Here is a 15,147-nt window from a genome sequence, read left to right on the forward strand (position 1 = left end):
ATACTGGCCGAACCGGCTGTGTTCGGCGCACCGCTACGCTGCCTGTGTGCCGCAGACCCCCGAGAACCCGGAGCCGACCCGCGCGGAGCCGACCTTCACGGCTCGCGCCGCTCTTCGACATCCGGCCGAGCTCGCCCGGCGGGCGCTGGGCATCGACGGTCGCTCCCCGCGCCCCTCGGTGGCGGCCGCGTTGCACGGCGACGAGCCGGAGACCGCGGGCCTGAACGAGCAGGAGACCGCGCAGCTCCGCGGAATCCGCCGGTTCGGCGCGACCGGGGCCGTCCTGATGGCGGTGGGCGCGCTGGGCGCCGGCGCCCAGCCGGTACTGCAGAACCCTGTCCAGGGTCTTCGCGTCATCGGTCTGCCCGCCCGTATCCCCAGCGTCGCGTTGACGCTGACCATGACCGGCACCGTGATGATCGTGCTCGCGTGGCTCCTCCTCGGACGCTTCGCGATCGGCAGTCTGCAGTCGGGGGCCGTGCGCCGCCTCAATCGGTCCCAGCTCGACCGCACCCTGCTGCTGTGGATCATCCCGCTGTCCGTCGCGCCGCCGATGTTCAGTAAGGACGTGTACTCGTACCTCGCGCAGAGCGAGATCGCGGCCCGCGGGCTCGATCCCTACGCCATCGGTCCCGCGGGTGCGCTCGGCGTCGATCACGTCCTGACCCGGACCGTGCCGACGATCTGGCGCGACACGCCGGCGCCGTACGGGCCGCTGTTCCTCTGGATGGGGCGCGGGATCAGCTGGCTGACCGGTGAGAACATCGTCGCGGGAATCTTCCTGCACCGGCTGCTGGCCCTCGCCGGTGTGGCCATGATCGTCTGGGCGCTCCCCCGGCTGGCGCGGCGCTGCGGCGTCGCCGAGGTCAGCGCCCTGTGGCTGGGCGCCGCCAACCCCCTGCTGCTGTTCCACCTGGTCGCGGGAATTCACAACGAGGCGCTGATGCTCGGTCTCATGCTGGCCGGGATCGAGCTGGCGCTGCGGGCGATCGAACGGTCGGAGCCGATCCGCGGGCAATCCCTTCTCCTGTTGCTGTCGGGGGCGGCACTCATCGCCCTGTCGTCGACGATCAAGATCCCCTCCCTCCTCGCACTGGGATTCGTCGGGATGGCGCTGGCCCGGAGATGGGGCGGGACCCCGAAGGCCGTGCTCATGGCGGCCGCCCTGCTCGGCGGGGTGGCCCTGGTGGTCACCCTCGTCATCAGCACGTCCAGCGGACTCGGCATCGGCTGGGTACACACCCTCGGCACCGCGAACGCGGTCCGCAGCTGGATGTCCATCCCCACCCTCCTCGGGCTGGGCACCGGACTGGCCGGGGTCCTGTTGGGCCTCGGCGACCACACGACGGCGGTGCTGAGCCTGACCCGGCCGATCGCGGCCGTCGCTGCGGCGTTCATCACACTGCGGATGCTCGTCGCCACGCTCGTCGGCCGCATCCACGCTGTCGGCGCGCTGGGACTGTCCCTCGGCGCGGTCGTCCTCCTCTTCCCCGTGGTGCAGCCCTGGTATCTGCTGTGGGCGGTCCTGCCGCTCGCGGCCTGGGCCACGGCACCCGCCTTCCGCGTCCCCGCCGTCGTCTTCTCGTCCATCGTCAGCGTCATCCTGATGCCGAACGGCGGCGAGTACCAGCCCTTCGTCATCGTGCAGGCCGCCATCGCCACCATCTTTACGGCCGGAACGCTGATCGTGATCACCCGCAACCGGCTGCCCTGGCGGGTCGATTCGGAGCAGCACCCGACCGTGCCGGATCCGCAGGATCCGCCCCGGGACGACGTCGACGCGGAAAGCCGGGGCACCGGCCGGGTCACACCAGGCCAAGGCTTACGCTGATTCCCCGTGACCTCGCGAACGCCCGGATCGGCGCAACCTGCTGTACGCCTGGAAGGCGTGGTGAAGACCTTCGACGGTGTGAGGGCCGTCGACGGACTCGATCTCACCGTCGAACCTGCACAGGTGGTCGCGTTGCTCGGTCCCAACGGCGCGGGTAAGACCACCACAGTCGAAATGTGCGAGGGCTTCGTCCGCCCGGACAGCGGCACCGTCCGTGTCCTCGGACTCGACCCCGTCGCCGATGCCGGCGCCGTCCGGGCCCGGATCGGTGTGATGCTCCAGGGCGGCGGCGCGTACCCCGGCTCCCGCGCCGGTGAGATGCTCGACCTCGTCGCGGCCTACTCGGCCGACCCCCTCGACCCCGACTGGTTGCTGCGCAGCCTCGGACTCGAGGATTCCCGTCGCACCCCGTACCGCAGGCTGTCGGGCGGGCAGCAGCAGCGCTTGTCCCTGGCCTGCGCGCTGGTCGGCAGGCCGGAACTGGTCTTCCTCGACGAGCCCACCGCCGGACTCGACGCCCAGGCCCGCCTGCTCGTGTGGGAACTGATCGACGCGCTGCGCCGCGACGGCGTCAGTGTGCTGCTGACGACGCATCTGATGGACGAGGCCGAGGAACTCGCGGACCGGCTCGTCATCATCGACCACGGGTCGATCGTCGCGGCGGGTACGCCCGCCGAGGTCACCAGCCGCGGCGCCGAGGGGCAGCTGCGGCTCAGCGCGCCCGCAGGCCTCGACACCGAGCCCCTCGCGAGAGCCCTCCCCGACGGTTTCCGGGTGGCCGAGTCCGGGCCGGGCACCTACCTCGTCGAAGGGCCGATCGACCCGAAGGTGGTGGCGTCGGTCGCGTCGTGGTGCGCCGACCTGGACGCCCTGATCAGCGACATCCGTGTCGACCAGCGCAGCCTCGAGGACGTCTTCCTCGAACTCACCGGCCGGGAACTGAGGGGATGACGATGAGCACCAGTGACCGTCTGACGGAGAATCGTTTCGCCCCCGGCACGTTCACACCCGATCCCCGCCCGAGCGGTGCGGCGGTCATGTTGAGGGCGCAGACCGCGCTCGAACTCAAACTGCTCCTGCGCAACGGCGAACAGCTGCTGCTGACCATGTTCATCCCGATCACGCTGCTGATCGGCCTGTGTCTGCTGCCCATCGGCGACCTCGGAACGTCGCGGGTCGACAAGGTGGTGCCCGCCGTGATGATGGTGGCGGTGATGTCCACCGCGTTCACCGGCCAGGCCATCGCGGTCGGTTTCGATCGCCGGTACGGGGCCCTCAAGCGGCTCGGCGCCACTCCCCTGCCGACGTGGGGAATCATCGCCGGGAAGAGCGCCGCCGTGGTTATCGTCGTCGCCCTGCAATCGGTGCTCCTCGGTTCGATCGGGCTGGCGCTCGGCTGGCGTCCGAGTGCGTGGGGACTCGTCCTCGGCGCCGTGATCATCGCCCTGGGCACCGTGACGTTCGCGGCGATGGGACTGCTGCTCGGCGGCACCCTCCGCGCCGACATCGTCCTCGCCCTGGCCAACATCCTCTGGTTCGTGATGGTCGGCGTCGGCAGTGTGGTGTTCGCCACCGGCGATCTGCCCTGGCTCCTGCACACCGGGGCCCGGCTGATCCCGTCCGGTGCGCTCGCGCATGCGCTCGACGCCGCCCTGTCGGGGTCGGTGGACCTGCTCAGCGTCGTGGTCCTCGTCGTCTGGGGTGCGGCCGCGGGAGCCCTGGCGGCCCGGACGTTCCGGTTCACGTGATCCGCCGACCCACAGCCCGGCGCGCCCACAGCGTCGGCACCGTCCTGGCAGTCCTGCTCGCCGTCCTCGGCTGCGGCACCCTGCCCGCGGGCGCCGCACCGCAGTGGGGATCGCCCGCCGCGCCGAACCCGTTCCTCGGACCCGCAGGCACGTCCACGATGCACGGCGATGCGGGGTCCACCGACGTGACTCCGCTGCCCGGTCCCGGCACCGGCCCGGTCACCCTGTCCGCGTACCCGCTGGTCTCGGCGTGCCCGACCCTCCTGCAGGGTTCCGACCGGCTCGTCGTCGCCCTGTGCACGTCCGTGGCCGGCCAGGTCCCCACCGTGCACCTCATCGACCCCGCCGCTCCCGCCGCCCCGTTCGGCGCCTCGCTCGCCACGTTCGCACTGGCGAAGGGCAGCCTCCTGGGCGGCGTGTACGCGTTCCTCGACAACGACAACCGACTGGTCGTGGTGGACGGAAACCGTCAGCTACTGCGCCTCGGACATTCGAAGGACCCCGAAGGCCGCTGGCGGATCACCGTCGACTCGCACGTCGACCTGTCCGGCAGTGTTCCGCCGGGAGACAACGTGACCGGGCTGACGCCGGACTGGCAGGGCAACGTCTGGTTCGCGACGGGCGGCGGCGTCGTCGGAGCCGTGGATCGCGCCGGCGTCGCGCACAGCCTGCCGCTGGCCGCGGGCGAGCAGGTCCAGAACAGCATCTCCACCTCGCCCGCCGGCACCGCGGTCGCGACGACGCACGCGCTGTACCAGTTCACGCTCCGCGACGGCGCGGTGCGCGTGGACTGGCGGCGGGACTACGACCGCGGTCCGGACCGTAAGCCGGGGCAACTCAGCCACGGCACCGGCTCCACTCCCACCTACTTCGGGCCGTCGACCGGCAGCGATTTCGTCGCGATCGTCGACAACGCCGACCCGCAGGTGAATCTTCGGGTCTTCCGCGCCGATTCCGGTGACGAGATCTGCTCCCTCCCCGTGCTCGGCAACCCGGGCGGCAGCGAGAACTCGCCGATCGGCATCGCCAATTCGGTGTACGTCGCCGGGACCTACGGCTACCCGTATCCCGCCGTCCCGGACGGCGCGGGCCCGGCGGTTCCGACGAACGCCCCCTTCACCGGCGGCATGACCCGCGTCGACATCGACCCGATCGGCTGCCACCAGGTGTGGAGCAACGACGTCCGCAGCGCGGCGGTGCCCCACCTCTCGACCGGTGACGGCCTGCTGTACACCGTGATCCGCCACGGGTTCGACGTCACGACACCCCTGGACGGCTTCTCGTTCGCGGTGATCGATCCGGCGGACGGCTCGGTCGAGCGCACCAGCCCACTCCCCGGTACCGCGGTCAACGACACCGTGCAGACGTCCGGACTCGTCACCGACACCGGCGACTTCTGGCAGGGCACGGTGACCGGCATCCTGCGGATTCGCGGCGAGTAGCACGGAGTCGAGCGCGCCGCCACCGGCCCAACGACACGCTGTAGTTGACGGCCCTCTACCATCGACGTCGTGCTGTATCGCGGGTTTCTGAGCCTGGTAGACCGTCTTCCCCTTCCGTCGCTGACCGTGCAGCGTGTCATCGCGTTCGCGGTGATCCTCACGCAGGGCGGGATCGCCGTCACCGGGGCCGTCGTGCGGGTGACCGCCTCCGGCCTCGGATGCCCCACCTGGCCGCAGTGCTTCCCCGGCAGCTTCGTGCCGGTCGGGCACGGCGAGGTCGCCGTCGTCCATCAGGCGGTCGAGTTCGGCAACCGGTTGCTCACGTTCGTCGTCGTTGTCGCCGCGGCCCTGATCGTCCTCGCGGTCACCCGCACCCGTCGCCGGAAAGAGGTCCTCGTCTACGCGTGGATGATGCCCCTCGGCACCGTCGTGCAGGCCGTCATCGGCGGTGTCACGGTGCTCACCGGACTGCTGTGGTGGACGGTCGCGGTCCACCTGCTCGCGTCGATGGCGATGGTGTGGCTGGCGACCGTGATGTACGCGAAGATCTGCGAACCCGACGACGCGCCGGCGATCGACGTGATCCCCGCCCCGCTGCGGTGGCTCACCGCGCTGTCGGGTGTTGCGCTGGCCGGGGTGCTCGCCGCCGGAACGCTGGTCACGGGCGCCGGACCGCACGCGGGAGACAAGAGTCTCGACCGCGTGGTTCCCCGTCTCGAGGTAGAGATCGTCACGCTCGTGCACCTGCATGCCCAGCTGCTGGTGGGCTACCTGGCGTTGCTGGTCGGCCTGTGCTTCGGCCTGTACGCCGTGGGCGCCACCCGCGCGGTGAAGGTACGCGTGCAGGTACTACTCGCGCTGGTGGTGGCGCAGGCGCTGATCGGACTCGTCCAGTTCTTCACCGACGTTCCCGCGGTCCTCGTCGCATTCCACGTCGCGGGAGCCGGGCTGTGCACCGCCGCCACCGCGGCGGTGTGGGCTGCGGGACGCACCCGCGAGTTCGTCACGCAGCCCGACACCGCGAGCGTCTAGCGCTCGTTGCGGGCCTTCGGGAAGCGCGTCTGCCGCGCGACCCAGCCGGCCATCTTCTGGAAGTGGCCCTTGCGGGGCGTGACGATGCTGGTGATCGCGCGGTCCCACTCCGAGACGGTGACGTCGTCGAAGGATGCGACGACGGCGTTCGCGGTGGCGAGGTCCTCGACCACCTGGTCACCGAGGATGCCGTCGGCTCCGACGAGCGTGATGCGGACGCCGGCGAGTCCGATCGGCTGGATGACCGCACTGGCGGAACCGCCGTGCTCGGCCACGAACTTCTTGATCGCGTCGACCGTGTGGGACGGGAGCGAGGGCGCCGGGCTCGCGGGCGCCTGTTCGGCATGGGTATCGGTACTCATGCCCCCGAGAATACTGGGCGGTACCGGTGTCGCGCCCGCCAGGCTCGGTGCGGCGGCACTCGCCGTGTAGAACTGAAACCATGCGCGCTATACAGGTTTCCCGTCTCGGTGGTCCCGACGTCCTCGAACCCGTAGAGGTTCCCGAACCCGAGATCGGAGCGACGGATCTTCTGGTTCGCACCGACGCGATCGGCATCAACTTCATCGACACGTACTTCCGGACGGGGCTGTACCCGCGGCCACTCCCCTACGTCCCCGGAGACGAGGGCTCCGGGGTCGTGGAGGCCGTCGGCGGCGACGTGACCGGTATCGCTCCCGGCGACCGGGTGGCCTGGTGCTCCGCCCCCGGCAGTTACGCCGAGAAGGTGGTCGTGCCCGCGGCGGTGGCGATCGCCGTCCCCGACTCCGTGCCCGCCCCGCAGGCCGCTTCCGCTCTGCTGCAGGGAATGACGGCCCACTACCTGGCCCACTCGACCTACCCGATCCAGTCCGGCGACACCGTCCTGGTCCACGCCGGAGCGGGCGGAGTCGGCCTGCTGCTGACCCAGATGGCGACCACGCTGGGCGCGCGGGTGATCACCACGGTGTCCTCCGACGCCAAGGAACAATTGTCCCGTGACGCCGGCGCACACGAGGTGCTGCGATACGACGACGACATCGCCGCCCGGGTGCGTGAGCTGACCGACGGCGAGGGCGTCGCAGCCGCCTACGACGGTGTCGGCGCGTCCACGTTCGAGGCCAGTCTCGCGTCGGTGCGGATCCGGGGGACGGTCGCGTTGTTCGGTGCGGCGAGCGGCCCGGTGCCGCCGTTCGATCCGCAACGGCTGAACCCGGCCGGTTCGCTGTTCCTCACCCGGCCCACACTCGCGCACCACGTCCGCAACCGTGAGGAACTGGCGTGGCGGGCGGGAGACGTGTTCTCCGCCCTGGCCGACGGTTCACTGACGGTCCGGGTGGGCGCGGAGTACCCGCTCGCACGGGCCGAGGACGCGCACCGCGACCTCGAGGCGCGTGCGACGACAGGATCGATCGTGCTGGTGCCCTGACGCGGAGCGTCACCTCGGGCCGTGACGCGGAGGTCAGCTCAGCAGGCCGGCCACGGTCTGCAGTCCCAGCACGGAGTCGACGGCGAGTCCCACGAAGACGATGGCCAGATAGTTGTTGGACTGCAGGAACAGGCGGAGCGGTTTCACGGCCGCTCCGCCGCGGACGCTGCGGTACAGCTGATGGGCCATCAGCAGGAACCAGGCACCGGCCACGAGGGTCACGGCGGCATAGACGACACCCGCGGCGGGGACGAGCACGAGGGACGTGATCACCATCGCCCAGCTGTATAGCAGGATCTGCTTGGTGACGTGCTCCTCGGTGGCGATCACCGGCAGCATCGGGACACCGGCCGCCTTGTAGTCCTCCTTGTAGCGCATGGCGAGGGCCCACGTGTGCGGCGGCGTCCAGAAGAAGATGACCAGGAACAGCACGATGGGCTGCCAGCTCAGCGACCCGGTGACCGCCGACCAGCCGACCATGACGGGCATGCAGCCCGCGGCGCCGCCCCAGACGACGTTCTGCCAGGTCCGGCGCTTGAGCACCATTGTGTACACGAGTACGTAGAACGCGATGGTCAGGACGACCAGGCAGCCGGCGAGCAGGTTGGCGCGCCACCACAGCCAGAGGAACGACGCGACGCCGAGAGTCATGCCGAACACGAACGCGTGGGACGTGGGCACCGCGTCGCGGGCCAGCGGCCGGCGGGCGGTGCGTTTCATGACCTTGTCGATGTCGGCGTCGACGACGCAGTTGAGGGAGTTCGCGCTCGCGGCGCCCATCCACCCGCCGAACAGCGTGCTGAGGATCAGCAGGATGTCTACGTTGCCGCGATCTGCCAGCAGCATCGCCGGGATGGTGGCGACCAGCAGCAGCTCGATCACCCGCGGCTTGGTCAATGCGATGTAGGCCAGGACCTTGCCCGTGACGCGACCCAGCACCGTACCGGTGTCGGTCGCGCGGGGGGCGGGGCTGGGGCTGCCGAAGCCGTGTCCGCTCGGCTGATGCCCTGTCCGCACGTTCTCTCCTCGCACCACGCGTAATTCCACATCCGAATGCCGCCGCCTGCTCCCGAAGTCGTTCGCGACGGCCGGCCGTCTACTACAAACGATGGTAGACCGCCGTAATGCGCGAACCGAATCGACCCGGATACGACCGCACACTAGGCTGGAGTCGCACAAGAGGCCCACGCATCCTCAGGCTCCACGTTCACCCATGTCAGGAGACTTCTGCCCGTGTCGATCACAGACGACATCCACGTCCTCACGCAACCGGTTCACCCCGCCGACTGGACCGAACTGGACACCAAGGCCGTCGACACCATCCGGGTGCTCGCCGCGGACGCGGTGCAGAAGGTGGGTAACGGTCACCCCGGCACGGCCATGAGCCTCGCCCCCCTCGCCTACACCCTCTTCCAGCGCGTCATGCGCCACGACCCCACCGACGCCGACTGGATCGGTCGCGACCGGTTCGTGCTGTCCTGCGGGCACTCCAGCCTCACCCTGTACATCCAGCTGTACCTCGCCGGCTACGGTCTCGAACTCGACGACCTGGAGGCGCTGCGCACGTGGGGCTCGAAGACCCCCGGCCACCCCGAACACGGCCACACCCGCGGTGTCGAGATCACCACCGGGCCGCTCGGTCAGGGCCTCGCCTCCGCCGTGGGCATGGCGATGGCCGCCCGCCGCGAACGCGGCCTCTTCGACCCCGAGCCCGCCCTCGGCGACAGCCCGTTCGACCACCACATCTACGTCATCGCCTCCGACGGCGACATCGAGGAAGGCGTCACCTCCGAGGCCTCCTCCATCGCCGGCGTCCAGCAGCTCGGCAACCTCACCCTGATCTACGACGACAACAAGATCTCCATCGAGGACGACACCGCCATCGCGCTGTCCGAGGACACCGCCGCCCGCTACGAGGCGTACGGCTGGCACGTGCAGATCGTCGAGGGCGGCGAGAACGTCGTCGCCATCGAAGAGGCCCTGAACAAGGCCCGCGAGGTCACCGACAAGCCGTCGCTGATCCTGCTTCGCACGATCATCGGTTTCCCCGCACCGACCAAGATGAACACGGGCGCGGCGCACGGCGCCGCCCTCGGCGCCGACGAGGTCGCGGCCGTGAAGAAGGCTCTCGGCTTCGATCCGGACAAGACGTTCGCGGTCGCCGACGAGGTCATCGCCCACACCCGCAAGGTCGTCGAGCGCGGCGCGCAGGCACACAAGGAATGGCAGGCCCAGTACGACGAGTGGACGCAGCGCGCCCCCGAGGGCAAGAAGCTCCTCGACCGTCTGATCGGCCGCGACCTTCCCGCCGGCTGGGCCGACGTCCTCCCCACCTGGGAGCCCGATCCCAAGGGCGTCGCGACCCGCAAGGCGTCCGCCGCCGTTCTCAACGCCGTCGGACCGGTGCTCCCCGAACTGTGGGGCGGCTCCGCCGACCTCGCCGAGAGCAACAACACCACCATCAAGGGCGCCGACTCGTTCGGCCCCGAAGCCATCTCCACCCGGATGTGGACGGCCCAGCCCTACGGCCGCACCCTGCACTTCGGGGTCCGCGAACACGCCATGGGCTCGATCCTCAACGGCATCGCGCTGCACGGACCGACCCGCCCCTACGGCGGCACCTTCCTCGTCTTCAGCGACTACATGCGTCCCGCCGTGCGACTCGCCGCGATCATGAAGACCCCGGTCACCTACGTGTGGACGCACGACTCCATCGGACTCGGCGAGGACGGGCCCACCCACCAGCCGATCGAGCACCTCGCCGCGCTGCGCGCGATCCCCGGCCTGTACGTCGTGCGGCCCGGCGACGCCAACGAGACCGCCCACGCCTGGCGCGCCGTCCTCGAGAAGGGCGCCGACGAGGCCACCCGCGCTCCCGCCGGCCTCGCCCTGACCCGCCAGGACCTCCCCGTCCTCGAGGGCACCAGCTACGAGGGTGTCTCCCGCGGCGGCTACGTCCTCGCCGACGCCTCCACCGGGGCACCGGAGGTCGTGCTCATCGGCACCGGATCCGAGCTGCAACTCGCCGTCGCCGCCCGCGAGACCCTCGAGGCCGACGGCATCCCCACCCGGGTCGTGTCCATGCCCTGCGTCGAATGGTTCGACGCCCAGGACCAGGCCTACCGCGACGGCGTCCTCCCCCCGACGGTCAAGGCGCGGGTCTCCGTCGAAGCCGGCATCTCCATGCCCTGGTACCGCTTCGTCGGCGACGCGGGCGAAATCGTCTCCATCGAGCACTTCGGCGCCTCCGCCGACTACAAGACCCTGTTCCGCGAGTTCGGTTTCACCGCCGAAGCCGTCACCGCCGCCGCACAGCGCTCACTCGCACGCGTGAAGGGATAGACCGCCATGACTCAGAACCCCAACCTCCAGAAGCTCTCCGAAGCAGGCGTGTCGGTGTGGCTCGACGACCTCTCCCGTGACCGCATCGAGTCCGGCAACCTCGCCGAGCTCGTCGCGACCAAGTCCGTCGTCGGTGTCACCACCAACCCGTCGATCTTCCAGGCCGCACTCAGCAAGGGCCACGTCTACGACGCACAGGTCCGGGAGCTCGCCGAGCGCGGTGCCGACGTCGAGGCCACCATCCGCACGGTGACCACCGACGACGTGCGCGCCGCCTGCGACGTTCTCGCCCCGCAGTTCGAGGCGAGCCACGGCGTCGACGGCCGGGTGTCCATCGAGGTCGACCCGCGCCTCGCGCACGACGCCGACAAGACGGTCGCGCAGGCCGTCGAACTGTGGAAGATCGTCGACCGCCCCAACCTGTTCATCAAGATTCCGGCCACCGAGGCCGGTATCCCGGCCATCGCCAAGGTGCTCGGTGAGGGGATCAGCGTCAACGTCACGCTGATCTTCTCGGTGGAGCGCTACGAACTCGTCATGGGCGCATACCTGGACGGCCTCGAGGCGGCGAAGGCGGCCGGTCACGACCTGTCCCGCATCCACTCGGTGGCATCGTTCTTCGTCTCCCGTGTCGACACGGAGATCGACAAGCGGCTCGACAAGATCGGCACCCCCGAGGCGCTGGAGCTGCGCGGCAAGGCCGCCGTCGCCAACGCCCGCCTGGCGTACGCCGCGTACCAGCAGATTTTCGAGGTGCAGCCGCGGTTCCAGGGTCTGCTGTCCGATGGTGCGCGCCCGCAGCGCGCGCTCTGGGCGTCGACGGGAGTCAAGAACCCCGATTACCCCGACACTCTGTACGTCGCCGAACTGGTGGCTCCGAACACCGTGAACACGATGCCGGAGAAGACTCTCGACGCGTTCGCCGATCACGGTGAGGTCGCCGGCGACACGGTGTCCGGCACCGCGGTCGAGTCGCAGGAGGTGTTCGACAAGCTCAGCGCCGTCGGCATCGACCTCACCGACGTGTTCAAGGTCCTCGAGGACGAGGGCGTCGACAAGTTCGAGGTGTCCTGGACCGAGCTCCTGGAGGCCACCGCGGAGCAGCTGCGCGCAGCAGGGCAGAAGAGCTGATACGTGAGCGAGCCCGCAGCGTCAGACGATTGGGTCAATCCACTCCGCGACGGTAGGGACAAGCGCCTACCACGCATCGCCGGGCCGTGTGCGCTGGTGATCTTCGGTGTCACCGGCGACCTGGCCCGGCGCAAGTTGATGCCCGCCATCTACGATCTGGCCAATCGTGGTCTTCTGCCGCCCGGGTTCGCTCTCGTCGGGTTCGCCCGCAGGGATTGGTCGGACGAGGACTTCGGCAAGATCGTCCACGATGCCGTGCGCGACCATTCCCGCACCCCGTTCCGGGAGGACGTCTGGGAGCGACTGTCGGAGGGCCTGCGTTTCGTCAAGGGCAGCTTCGACGACCCGGCCGCCTTCCAGGAACTGGCCAACACTCTCGGGACGCTCGAACGCGAACGCGGAACCGGCGGCAATCACGGGTTCTATCTCGCGATACCGCCGGACGCGTTCCCGGTGGTCCTGAAGCAGCTGTCCGAGGCCGGTCTCGCGCAGTCGAACGACGACCAGTGGCGCCGGGTGGTCATCGAGAAGCCGTTCGGTCACGACCTCGAGAGCGCACGTGAGCTCAACGCGGTCGTGAACGAGGTCTTCCCGGAGGACACGGTCTTCCGGATCGACCATTACCTCGGCAAGGAGACCGTCCAGAACATTCTGGCGTTGCGCTTCGCGAACCAGTTGTTCGATCCGATCTGGAACGCCCACTACGTGGATCACGTCCAGATCACCATGGCCGAGGACATCGGTCTCGGTGGACGCGCCGGGTATTACGACGGCATCGGGGCGGCGCGCGACGTCATCCAGAATCATCTGCTGCAACTTCTCGCATTCACCGCGATGGAGGAGCCGATCAGCTTCGAACCGTCCGAGTTGCAGGCGGAGAAGATCAAGGTGCTCTCCGCCACCAGGCTCGCCCAGCCGCTCGACGAGACCACGGCACGCGGCCAGTACGCGGGCGGCTGGCAGGGCGGTACCCGGGTGGTCGGACTGCTGGAGGAGGAAGGGTTCTCGAAGGACTCCACCACGGAGACGTTCGCGGCCATCACCCTCGAGGTCGACACCCGCCGCTGGGCGGGGGTGCCGTTCTACCTCCGCACCGGGAAGCGGCTCGGCCGCAGGGTCACCGAGATCGCCGTGATCTTCAAGCGCGCACCGCATCTGCCGTTCGATCAGACGATGACCGAGGAACTGGGGCAGAACGCCCTCGTCATCCGGGTGCAGCCGGACGAGGGTGTGACCATGCGGTTCGGGTCCAAGGTGCCGGGGTCGAGCATGGAAGTCCGCGACGTCAACATGGACTTCAGCTACGGTCAGGCGTTCACGGAGTCGTCGCCCGAGGCGTACGAGCGCCTCATCCTCGACGTACTCCTCGGTGAGCCCTCGCTGTTCCCCGTGAACGCCGAGGTCGAACTGTCCTGGGAGATCCTCGACCCCGCGCTCGAGCACTGGGCTGCGGGTGGCAGGCCGGAACCGTACGAGGCCGGCACGTGGGGCCCGCCGTCGGCAGACGAAATGATGCAACGTACCGGTCGCGAATGGAGAAGGCCGTAGATGATCATCGACATTCCCGCGACCACCACCGGACAGGTCAACAAGAAACTGGTGGAGGTGCGCAAGACCGGCGGCGCAGTGACCCTGGGGCGAGTCCTCACGCTGGTGGTATGCACCCGCGACAGTGAGTACTCGGAGGACATCATCGACGCCGCCAACGAGGCGAGCCGGGAGCATCCGTGCCGCGTCATCGTCGTCGCCTGGGGGTCTCGTGACGCGGAACCCCGCCTGGACGCGCAGATCCGCGTCGGCGGCGACGCCGGTGCGTCGGAGGTCGTCGTGCTCCGGCTGTTCGGCGAACTCGCCGACCACGAGAGCAGCGTGGTGGTGCCGTTCCTCCTCCCCGACACTCCCGTCGTCGTGTGGTGGCCGGAGACGGCCCCGGAGGTCCCCGCCGAGGACCCGGTGGGCAAGCTGGCGATCCGCCGCATCACCGACGCGACCGATCGCGCGGATCCGGCCGCCGAGATCAAGAGCCGCCTCGCGTCGTACTCGTCCGGTGACTCGGATCTGGCCTGGAGTCGCATCACCTACTGGCGTGCGCTCCTGACCTCGGCCGTCGATCAGCCGCCGCACTCGCCGATCACGTCTGCGGTGGTGTCCGGGCTGGTGGACGAGCCCGCCGTCGACATGATCGCGGGGTGGTTGGCGAGCCGCGTCGACGTCCCCGTCACCCGGCGGGTCGGCCCGCTGTTCGTGGAGATCAACTTCGCCGACGGTGGTGCTCTGACCATCAGCCGCCCCCAGACCGGCACCACGGCGACGCTGACACGCACCGGCAAACCCGATGCGCGGGTCGCGCTCCGCAGGCGGGAAACGAGCGAGTGCCTGGCCGAAGAACTACGCAGGCTCGACGCCGACGAGGTCTACGAGACCGCACTCGCCGGGCTGACGAAGGTGACCTATGAGTGACATCCATGTAGAAGTCCACCCCGACACCGACACGCTGGTGACGAGGGCCGCGGAGCGGTTCGTCGCCACCGTCGTCGCCGCCCAGAAGGACCGTGGTACGGCGTCGGTCGTCCTCACCGGAGGCGGAACCGGGATCGGGCTGCTCGAGAAGGTGCGGGAGAACCCGGGCGACATCGACTGGCGTGCGATCGACATCTACTGGGGTGACGAGCGCTTCCTGCCGGCCGGCGACCCGGAACGCAACGACGTGCAGGCGCGGGCCGCTCTGCTCGACCACGTCGACGTCGACCCCGACCGGGTGCACACCATGCCCGTCGCCGACGGCATCTACGAGAACGATCCGGAGGCGGCTGCCGTCGCGTACGCGCAGGTGCTCGGGGCGCACGCCGACGGCAAGCAGGTTCCGGTCTTCGATGTCCACCTGCTCGGCATGGGCGGTGAGGGACACGTCAATTCGCTGTTCCCCGACACCGACGCGGTACGCGAGGAGCACCGGTTCGTCGTCGCGGTGACGGACTCCCCCAAGCCGCCGCCGGTGCGGGTCACGCTGACCCTGCCCGCTGTCCGGCACGCCGACGAGGTGTGGCTCGTCGTGGCGGGCGACGCCAAGGCCGAGGCCGTGGCCGCCGCGATCGCGGGCGCTCCGCCCGTCGAGATCCCGGCATCCGGGGCGCGCGGACTGTCGGCCACCCGGTGGCTGCTCGACACGTCGGCCGCGTCCCGGCTGCCGAACTGATGCTCTCATCCGACGGG

13 protein-coding genes are annotated in these 15,147 nt (G+C 69.7%); 11 read left to right on the forward strand and 2 right to left on the reverse strand.

Annotated features, from left to right (window positions below; genetic code table 11):
• Positions 1-46: 46 nt before the first annotated feature.
• The 5 genes from mptB (at position 47) to OYT95_RS00240 (ending at position 6,053) form a co-directional block, all read left to right on the forward strand.
• Complete coding sequence (gene mptB / locus OYT95_RS00220) at positions 47-1,831, forward strand: polyprenol phosphomannose-dependent alpha 1,6 mannosyltransferase MptB (RefSeq protein WP_268790572.1); 1,785 nt, start codon at positions 47-49, stop codon at positions 1,829-1,831.
• Positions 1,832-1,837: 6 nt separating this feature from the next.
• Positions 1,838-2,782, forward strand: coding sequence for an ABC transporter ATP-binding protein (locus tag OYT95_RS00225; protein ID WP_037203409.1), 945 nt, complete (start codon positions 1,838-1,840; stop codon positions 2,780-2,782).
• Entirely contained in the window at positions 2,779-3,579 is an 801-nt protein-coding gene (locus OYT95_RS00230; RefSeq protein WP_037237788.1) for an ABC transporter permease, read from the forward strand. The genes OYT95_RS00225 and OYT95_RS00230 overlap by 4 nt, the downstream gene beginning before the upstream one ends.
• Positions 3,576-5,021, forward strand: coding sequence for a hypothetical protein (locus tag OYT95_RS00235; protein WP_268790573.1), 1,446 nt, complete (start codon positions 3,576-3,578; stop codon positions 5,019-5,021). Before OYT95_RS00230 ends, OYT95_RS00235 begins: the two co-directional genes overlap by 4 nt.
• Positions 5,022-5,090: 69 nt before the next feature.
• The gene (locus OYT95_RS00240) at positions 5,091-6,053 is read left to right on the forward strand and encodes a COX15/CtaA family protein (RefSeq protein ID WP_268790574.1); all 963 of its coding nucleotides are present in this window, start codon (positions 5,091-5,093) and stop codon (positions 6,051-6,053) included.
• On the opposite strand, the gene OYT95_RS00245 is transcribed toward OYT95_RS00240, so the two are convergent.
• The gene (locus OYT95_RS00245) at positions 6,050-6,415 is read right to left on the reverse strand and encodes a hypothetical protein (protein ID WP_268790575.1); all 366 of its coding nucleotides are present in this window, start codon (positions 6,413-6,415) and stop codon (positions 6,050-6,052) included. The genes OYT95_RS00240 and OYT95_RS00245 overlap by 4 nt on opposite strands.
• Before the next feature lie 80 nt (positions 6,416-6,495).
• On the opposite strand from OYT95_RS00245, the gene OYT95_RS00250 reads away from it, so the two are divergent.
• Positions 6,496-7,461 (forward strand): quinone oxidoreductase family protein, encoded by a 966-nt coding sequence (locus OYT95_RS00250; protein WP_112300765.1) that lies wholly within the window; start codon positions 6,496-6,498, stop codon positions 7,459-7,461.
• A gap of 33 nt (positions 7,462-7,494) precedes the next feature.
• On the opposite strand, the gene OYT95_RS00255 is transcribed toward OYT95_RS00250, so the two are convergent.
• On the reverse strand, positions 7,495-8,478 hold the full coding sequence (locus tag OYT95_RS00255; RefSeq protein WP_037237848.1) for a heme o synthase: 984 nt from the start codon (positions 8,476-8,478) through the stop codon (positions 7,495-7,497).
• Between the two features lie 216 nt (positions 8,479-8,694).
• On the opposite strand from OYT95_RS00255, the gene tkt reads away from it, so the two are divergent.
• The 5 genes from tkt to pgl are packed head-to-tail and all read left to right on the forward strand — an operon-like array spanning position 8,695 to position 15,130.
• Complete coding sequence (tkt, locus tag OYT95_RS00260; protein ID WP_268790576.1) at positions 8,695-10,803, forward strand: transketolase; 2,109 nt, start codon at positions 8,695-8,697, stop codon at positions 10,801-10,803.
• A 6-nt stretch (positions 10,804-10,809) separates the two neighbouring features.
• The gene (gene tal / locus OYT95_RS00265; protein WP_037237803.1) at positions 10,810-11,934 is read left to right on the forward strand and encodes a transaldolase; all 1,125 of its coding nucleotides are present in this window, start codon (positions 10,810-10,812) and stop codon (positions 11,932-11,934) included.
• Between the two features lie 3 nt (positions 11,935-11,937).
• Complete coding sequence (gene zwf / locus OYT95_RS00270; RefSeq protein WP_268790577.1) at positions 11,938-13,482, forward strand: glucose-6-phosphate dehydrogenase; 1,545 nt, start codon at positions 11,938-11,940, stop codon at positions 13,480-13,482.
• Positions 13,483-14,394, forward strand: a complete 912-nt coding sequence (gene opcA, locus OYT95_RS00275) for a glucose-6-phosphate dehydrogenase assembly protein OpcA (RefSeq protein WP_112300761.1) — start codon at positions 13,483-13,485, stop codon at positions 14,392-14,394. It abuts the gene before it with no gap.
• Positions 14,387-15,130, forward strand: coding sequence for a 6-phosphogluconolactonase (gene pgl / locus OYT95_RS00280; RefSeq protein WP_128638655.1), 744 nt, complete (start codon positions 14,387-14,389; stop codon positions 15,128-15,130). The genes opcA and pgl overlap by 8 nt, the downstream gene beginning before the upstream one ends.
• The last annotated feature ends 17 nt before the right edge of the window (positions 15,131-15,147 follow it).

The organism is Rhodococcus sp. JS3073, assembly GCF_026810085.1.
In the GTDB taxonomy this organism is placed as follows: domain Bacteria; phylum Actinomycetota; class Actinomycetes; order Mycobacteriales; family Mycobacteriaceae; genus Rhodococcus_F; species Rhodococcus_F wratislaviensis.

What these genes read in the sequence shown, in the direction of transcription:
- tal (WP_037237803.1), top strand. Translation starts at nt 10,810, where the DNA reads ATGACTCAGAACCCCAACCTCCAGAAGCTCTCCGAAGCAGGCGTGTCG.
- pgl (WP_128638655.1), top strand. Translation starts at nt 14,387, where the DNA reads ATGAGTGACATCCATGTAGAAGTCCACCCCGACACCGACACGCTGGTG.
- opcA (WP_112300761.1), top strand. Translation starts at nt 13,483, where the DNA reads ATGATCATCGACATTCCCGCGACCACCACCGGACAGGTCAACAAGAAA.
- OYT95_RS00245 (WP_268790575.1), bottom strand. Translation starts at nt 6,415, where the DNA reads ATGAGTACCGATACCCATGCCGAACAGGCGCCCGCGAGCCCGGCGCCC.
- OYT95_RS00230 (WP_037237788.1), top strand. Translation starts at nt 2,779, where the DNA reads ATGACGATGAGCACCAGTGACCGTCTGACGGAGAATCGTTTCGCCCCC.
- OYT95_RS00250 (WP_112300765.1), top strand. Translation starts at nt 6,496, where the DNA reads ATGCGCGCTATACAGGTTTCCCGTCTCGGTGGTCCCGACGTCCTCGAA.